The sequence below is a fragment of the Bartonella sp. B23 genome, from assembly GCF_053793815.1.
This window is the reverse complement of record NZ_CP200033.1, coordinates 1,116,384-1,122,500: the sequence shown is the minus strand read 5'-3', so window position 1 is coordinate 1,122,500 and position 6,117 is coordinate 1,116,384. Positions and strand designations below refer to the sequence as shown.

Annotated in this window: 2 protein-coding genes, 1 tRNA gene and 2 rRNA genes (1 of these 5 cut by a window edge); 4 read left to right on the top strand and 1 reads right to left on the bottom strand. The window is 39.7% G+C overall.

Annotation, left to right across the window (positions count from 1 at the left end):
* The 3 genes from V4B17_RS05025 to V4B17_RS05015 form a co-directional block, all read left to right on the top strand.
* A 23S ribosomal RNA gene (locus V4B17_RS05025) occupies positions 1-1,442 on the top strand; it begins 1,370 nt to the left of the window's first position.
* A 75-nt stretch (positions 1,443-1,517) separates the two neighbouring features.
* Positions 1,518-1,632 (top strand): 5S ribosomal RNA (gene rrf, locus V4B17_RS05020).
* A gap of 111 nt (positions 1,633-1,743) precedes the next feature.
* Positions 1,744-1,820 (top strand) — tRNA-Met (locus tag V4B17_RS05015).
* Between the two features lie 1,422 nt (positions 1,821-3,242).
* On the opposite strand, the gene V4B17_RS05010 is transcribed toward V4B17_RS05015, so the two are convergent.
* On the bottom strand, positions 3,243-4,331 hold the full coding sequence (locus V4B17_RS05010) for a DUF3792 domain-containing protein (protein ID WP_455479094.1): 1,089 nt from the start codon (positions 4,329-4,331) through the stop codon (positions 3,243-3,245).
* Positions 4,332-5,770: 1,439 nt separating this feature from the next.
* Between V4B17_RS05010 and V4B17_RS05005 the strand changes: the two genes are divergently transcribed.
* Positions 5,771-6,082: a hypothetical protein gene (locus tag V4B17_RS05005; protein WP_455479093.1), complete on the top strand. Its 312-nt coding sequence runs from the start codon at positions 5,771-5,773 to the stop codon at positions 6,080-6,082.
* The last annotated feature ends 35 nt before the right edge of the window (positions 6,083-6,117 follow it).

The following is a 6,117-nucleotide window of genomic DNA, read 5'->3' as shown; positions in this document are numbered from 1 at the left end:
TGCTTAAAGTTAATCTGAGCAGGGTGAGTCGGCCCCTAAGGCGAGGCCGAAAGGCGTAGTCGATGGGAACCACGTTAATATTCGTGGACCTGTGGGTAGTGACGGATTGTGTGTATTGTAAGGTCTTATTGGATTGATCTTGCAGTGAAGCAGTTCCAGGAAATAGCTCCCACATATAGACCGTACCCGAAACCGACACAGGTGGACTGGTAGAGAATACTAAGGCGCTTGAGAGAACTACGTTGAAGGAACTCGGCAAATTGCACGCGTAACTTCGGAAGAAGCGTGGCCCTCTAGCGGGCAACCGCTAAAGGGTGGCACAAACCAGGGGGTAGCGACTGTTTACCAAAAACACAGGGCTCTGCGAAGTCGCAAGACGACGTATAGGGTCTGACGCCTGCCCGGTGCTGGAAGGTTAAGAGGAGATGTGCAAGCATTGAATTGAAGCCCCAGTAAACGGCGGCCGTAACTATAACGGTCCTAAGGTAGCGAAATTCCTTGTCGGGTAAGTTCCGACCTGCACGAATGGCGTAACGACTTCCCCGCTGTCTCCAACGTAGACTCAGTGAAATTGAACTCCCCGTGAAGATGCGGGGTTCCTGCGGTTAGACGGAAAGACCCCGTGCACCTTTACTATAGCTTTACACTGGCATTTGTGTCTGTATGTGTAGGATAGGTGGTAGACTTTGAAGCAGGGGCGCTAGCCTTTGTGGAGTCATCCTTGAAATACCACCCTTACCGATATGGATGTCTAACCGCAGTCCGTTATCCGGATTCGGGACCGTGTATGGTGGGTAGTTTGACTGGGGCGGTCGCCTCCTAAAGAGTAACGGAGGCGCGCGAAGGTAGGCTCAGAACGGTCGGAAATCGTTTGTTGAGTGCAATGGCATAAGCCTGCCTGACTGTGAGACTGACAAGTCGAGCAGAGTCGAAAGACGGTCATAGTGATCCGGTGGTCCCGTGTGGAAGGGCCATCGCTCAACGGATAAAAGGTACGCCGGGGATAACAGGCTGATGACCCCCAAGAGTCCATATCGACGGGGTTGTTTGGCACCTCGATGTCGACTCATCGCATCCTGGGGCTGGAGCAGGTCCCAAGGGTATGGCTGTTCGCCATTTAAAGCGGTACGTGAGTTGGGTTCAGAACGTCGTGAGACAGTTCGGTCCCTATCTGCCGTGGGTGTTGGAATATTGACAGGACCTGTCCCTAGTACGAGAGGACCGGGATGGATGTATCTCTGGTGGACCTGTTGTGGCGCCAGCCGCATAGCAGGGTAGCTATATACGGACGAGATAACCGCTGAAGGCATCTAAGCGGGAAACTCACCTGAAAACAAGTATTCCCTGAGAACCGTGGTAGACCACCACGTTGATAGGTCAGGTGTGGAAGTGTGGTAACACATGAAGCTTACTGATACTAATCGTTCGATCGGCTTGATCGTTCTCATTTCCTATATTCATTCAATATAAAAAATATAGAAAAAACAGCTTCTCAAACAGCATATGCATTTTGCTGACTTGGTGGTTTTGGCGGAGTGAAAGCACCCGATCCCATCCCGAACTCGGCCGTGAAACGCTTCAGCGCTGATGGTACTTTGCCTTAAGGCACGGGAGAGTAAGTCGCTGCCAGGTCTGCTAAGTGCATAGAGCTCTCTAAACAAAATCTGAAAATAAAAGGCATAAATAAAAATAAAGACATATTTAAGCGTCGACAAAAGATTATGCTTACTCTATCTTTAATGACGCGGGGTGGAGCAGCCCGGTAGCTCGTCAGGCTCATAACCTGAAGGCCGCAGGTTCAAATCCTGCCCCCGCAACCAAATTCACGTACAAATAATTCCATAAAATAACATGACATATGCGCATGGCACTTCGCTTATAATAGCGGGGAAAATTAGTATAAAAATGCACCTAGTGGAAAATGTTATAGAATAATTCTTCACTTAAATATCCATTTCTAAATTAGTTTTATAAAAGTAGGGTTTTATACTTGATAAAAGTTGCGGAAGTGCCGCAGAAGAAAGATATAACGCAGCAACTGCGTCAAGGCTTGTAAGGTTATACTGAAAAATAGGGGTATCGTGTCTGCTGTCCTTGTTTTCGATAAAACGAAAAAAACAGCGAATACCATCTATCGTTCTCAAAAATTCTCTAATATGGGAAAATTTGATAAACACAGATGTATTCTTGTCTGTTCTCAACAAAACTAAAGTTGTTCTATGGACTTCATCACAAACAATCAGATCAAATTCCGGTATAGATGCGGAATTTTACACTTAAGGAATTCTTTAGCGATTCAATCTAAAAGCAAGCTTCTTCCCTCTCTTTTTCGATTTCTTTCATCTTATCCTATGTGCAGCTTGTATCTATCCATCCTCAACACAATGTGCTAAATTTTTGCAAGGAAAAACTGTACACAATTCCTTGGATATCTACACTATTATATATTCCTAACCACTAAAGTAGATTTTGGGTGCCGAGATATCCTATGATCAATTGTGGCAATGTCAATTATAAGGAAAGGCCCTTTGGATGGGTTGCGCATAGATATCAATAGGATATTATTCGTGTGGAATGTAAATATCTTACGCTGAATTGATGTACTGTTTATGGGTGCAGAAATTCGGTGCTGCGCGAGGTTCCACCGCGTAAAAATGCAATACGGTGTAATGGAACTATGCTGCTAGAAAGCTGAATACTCTTTTCTATCTTAAAGTCATGCTTCTCAATCTTTCTCTGAAACTGCTTATGCATCACTTTAGTTTAGAGACTCTAAAAATTTCCCATCAAGCTCTTTATCCATCAAGCTCTTTATAAAGTGCACAAAAATAGCGAAAGATTTCTATCATCATACACTTAAAACTAATCTTTCCAAAAAAGAGCTACAGTATAATCTTTACTGCGCTTATTTTGCACAATGTGTGAACCCTTTACACCAAAGGAAATGGAAGCGATGAATCATTGACTCGTCAAAACGCTTATAAATATTATGGGAATATGAGTGATGAGGCAGTGTTACAAACGCTCCAAGCGGGATGCGCAATACGGTTTGCAAGACGACAAACAAGGAGGTTGGATAGTGAGCGATTTTATCTTTATTGGAGACAATGTCAGAGGAGAGAGAGCCTATGTCACGCATCCCTCTATATCTTAGAGGGTTTTCAAGAAAAATTTACAACAAAAAGCTGTAAACTCCGTACAGCTTTTTGTTGTTGGTTTTATATTTTTTGAATTACAGATTTTTAAAACTTGAAAGTGTCTCTACGGCTTCTGTAGCCATAATAACCACATACACTCGAAATAACGGCACCAATCAGGCTGCCTAAAAAACCCCACCATCCCATATGTGATGCTTTTGTAACAGCTTTATTTGCACTATGACGGGCATCTTTTATCGAGCTATCAAGCTTTTTAGAGAGTTTTTCAGTTTGTTCTTCGAGGGCTGCAATTGCCTGAGAAGTTTTTTTCTCCGCTGTTTTATAAATATGAAGCGCATTGTTGGCAGTTTTTTGTGCTTCCGCATGTGACATGCCATTGTTCATAAGGCCATTGATGATATCGCTTCGATCAAATTTTGCTGTGATAGTTTGTGCACGATCAGAAAGACGATTGCCTAGATCTTTTAAGATGGTGCGGTAGTGAGAAGGATCATTCTTAAAAGCCGTTATTGCAGAACCAATATCGTTGAGAGATGCCTGATAAGACTGTTTTAAGCGTTCAGGGTTAAGAGATGGAATATCACTTTTATCGAGCAATGTGCGCAACTCACCATGTAGTTTATCAAAATCAACACTTTTATCTGTTTGCGGGGTTAAAAACTTTTCAAAGTCTTCGCCATTAAATTTTGAAAAAATGGGGGAAATATTCGTTGTAAAGCTGTCTCGGGTTTGTTGAACCATGGAGCTGTTTGCTAGGGCAGCTTTGGCGCCTAATTTTGCTGTACTTGAAACAACGTGAATGGCTTGGATGGTCATGAGAAGTGTTAAGAGAGCCCAAGTGAGAAAGCCGTGAAGAAATCCAGACGATTCTGCAAAACGTCCAGAAACAAATCCTCCCAAAGAAAGACTAATCAGGGTAATAATAAGAGAGCCAACGCCAAAAGATAAGAAAGAGCCTTCAAAAGGGCTTGAAGAGCTGAAGTCTATTTGGTTTAAGCCTAACGCTGCAACCAAAAAAGAGAGACAGATTGATGTGGCTATGGCTGTCACTAGTCCAGCAAAGATTGCAGACCATGAAATGGGTGTGTAAAAGAGTGGATACTTTTCTTCTGACGAGGTTTCTCCTAAAAAATGTGTATCAAATGATGTTTCTCCTGGAATGTGGGTTTCCATGTCTTTATCTCCTTGAATGATGCTGGAGATAAAATGCATCTTTAGCAATTATGTTCCAAAAGTGAATAAATATGCGCCAAAAATGGGTCGAAAACAATGAAAACAGGCAGCGATTATGATGGATGTTTATCGTAGGGGAGATCAAGGAGTTTTATAATGGGAATATCATAGTGAAATTCATTGAGAAATTTTGCTCAACTGAGCAGTTTATTGAGAATTTGAGTTGATAGAGATGGTTTGAAGAAAAAAACAGAAGGCTGTATAATGAGATTGTTTTGTGAAACGATCGCTTGTTATCTTTGTGATGTTGTGGAATGCTGTTGTAAAGTTTAATCTTCCCCTCTCGCTTAAAAGTAATCTCTCTTGATATTTTTTTTCAAGTAATGTTCATGATACTTGCTTGAGGAAAACTTTGTAAATGCTTTGACATCATCTCTTGTTTTTGAAGGTAAAAGGTAAAATTCTGGCGTCTTTGTTTTATTATTTCATTTTTTGTAAAAATATTGCGTCTTCTAAAATTTTAGTTTTTTGTACTGTACTTATTAATTAAAAAAATGCTTCAATTATTCAAAATAAATATCAAAAGTATTTAATTAAAAAGGCGATGAGAGATAAAAGAGAAGAAAAAATATTGCTGTTTAAAGCTGTTTTTCCTTTTCTTATTGCTCTATAGTAAAATGATGTTAGAGAAATTTTCTAGATTTTTTGAGTAAAAAACTCCAAAAACCAGAGAAGAAATTTGAAAAGTTTTGAGATTTTCTCCAAAGGTTGTTTTTAGTTTTGCACGCAGTTTTTTATGCGATGTAAGGGCGCTTTGATTTGAGAGATAAATTTGGTTTTAGGATCATTGTTTTATAATTTATATCTGCAAAGCGCGTGGTTTTATGCATTCGAAAATGGACTAAGTGAGATGATAAACAGAGAGAATCATGCATAAACGTTTTGCTGTTATTTTTCTTGGGTGGAAGTGATCATAGATGAGAATGAGTTTTAATTGAGCTGATGGTATTGAGGATACTTAAGATTTATCCTGGTTTGATCTAATTTTGGTATAATTGGCTATTATTAGCGATTTTGCGGGGAGGAGAAGTTTATGCATGATATAGCTCTATCATGTTTTGGTTTGTAGAGTTATCCTCACTGGGGATGTTATTGCTACAATCTATATTTTAAAATAAAAGGGGGCGGAAGATAAATAACGAGCTGTCGTATCGTTATTCTTTTTCCTGTGAGATTAATTTTGGATCATGATATTATTTTGTTCTTCATTTATAAGGCTATGTTTGGCAAAAGGATTTCCAATTACTCTGCTTGATACATTGTCCATTTTTTCCCATAATTCTATTTTTTGTAATAACTTTCTTATGGGGAATTTTTCCCTTTATTACAGAGAAATTTAAAAAATCTTTTAAAGATCCTTTGTTTTTTTGTGTTTTTTTATGGCTGGAACATTAATACAAATGTTAGCAGCACAACTTTCCAATGCACAAGCTATGCCTTCTGTAGGTACGTCAGATTATCCGGATGCTCTTCTACAACAACGGATTAGACATCTTCTTTCTTTATTGGAAGATGGTAACTTATCAAAAGTCTTAGAAACATTAAATATTTTTGTGCAACCTGTTGAAGCAGCTCAAAAAAGAGTTCAGATGACAATTTCCAATGACCAAAAAATATCGCAATTAAGCATTTGCAAAGGGAGATTGATTACTTTTAGATATAAATGCGAAGAGCAAGATTGTAAAATATGAGGGGAAGTTTTTATCTTTAATTGGAGAAAAATCAC

Coding starts and splice junctions, on each gene's coding strand:
- V4B17_RS05010 (WP_455479094.1), bottom strand. CDS start 4,331: ATGGAAACCCACATTCCAGGAGAAACATCATTTGATACACATTTTTTA.
- V4B17_RS05005 (WP_455479093.1), top strand. CDS start 5,771: ATGGCTGGAACATTAATACAAATGTTAGCAGCACAACTTTCCAATGCA.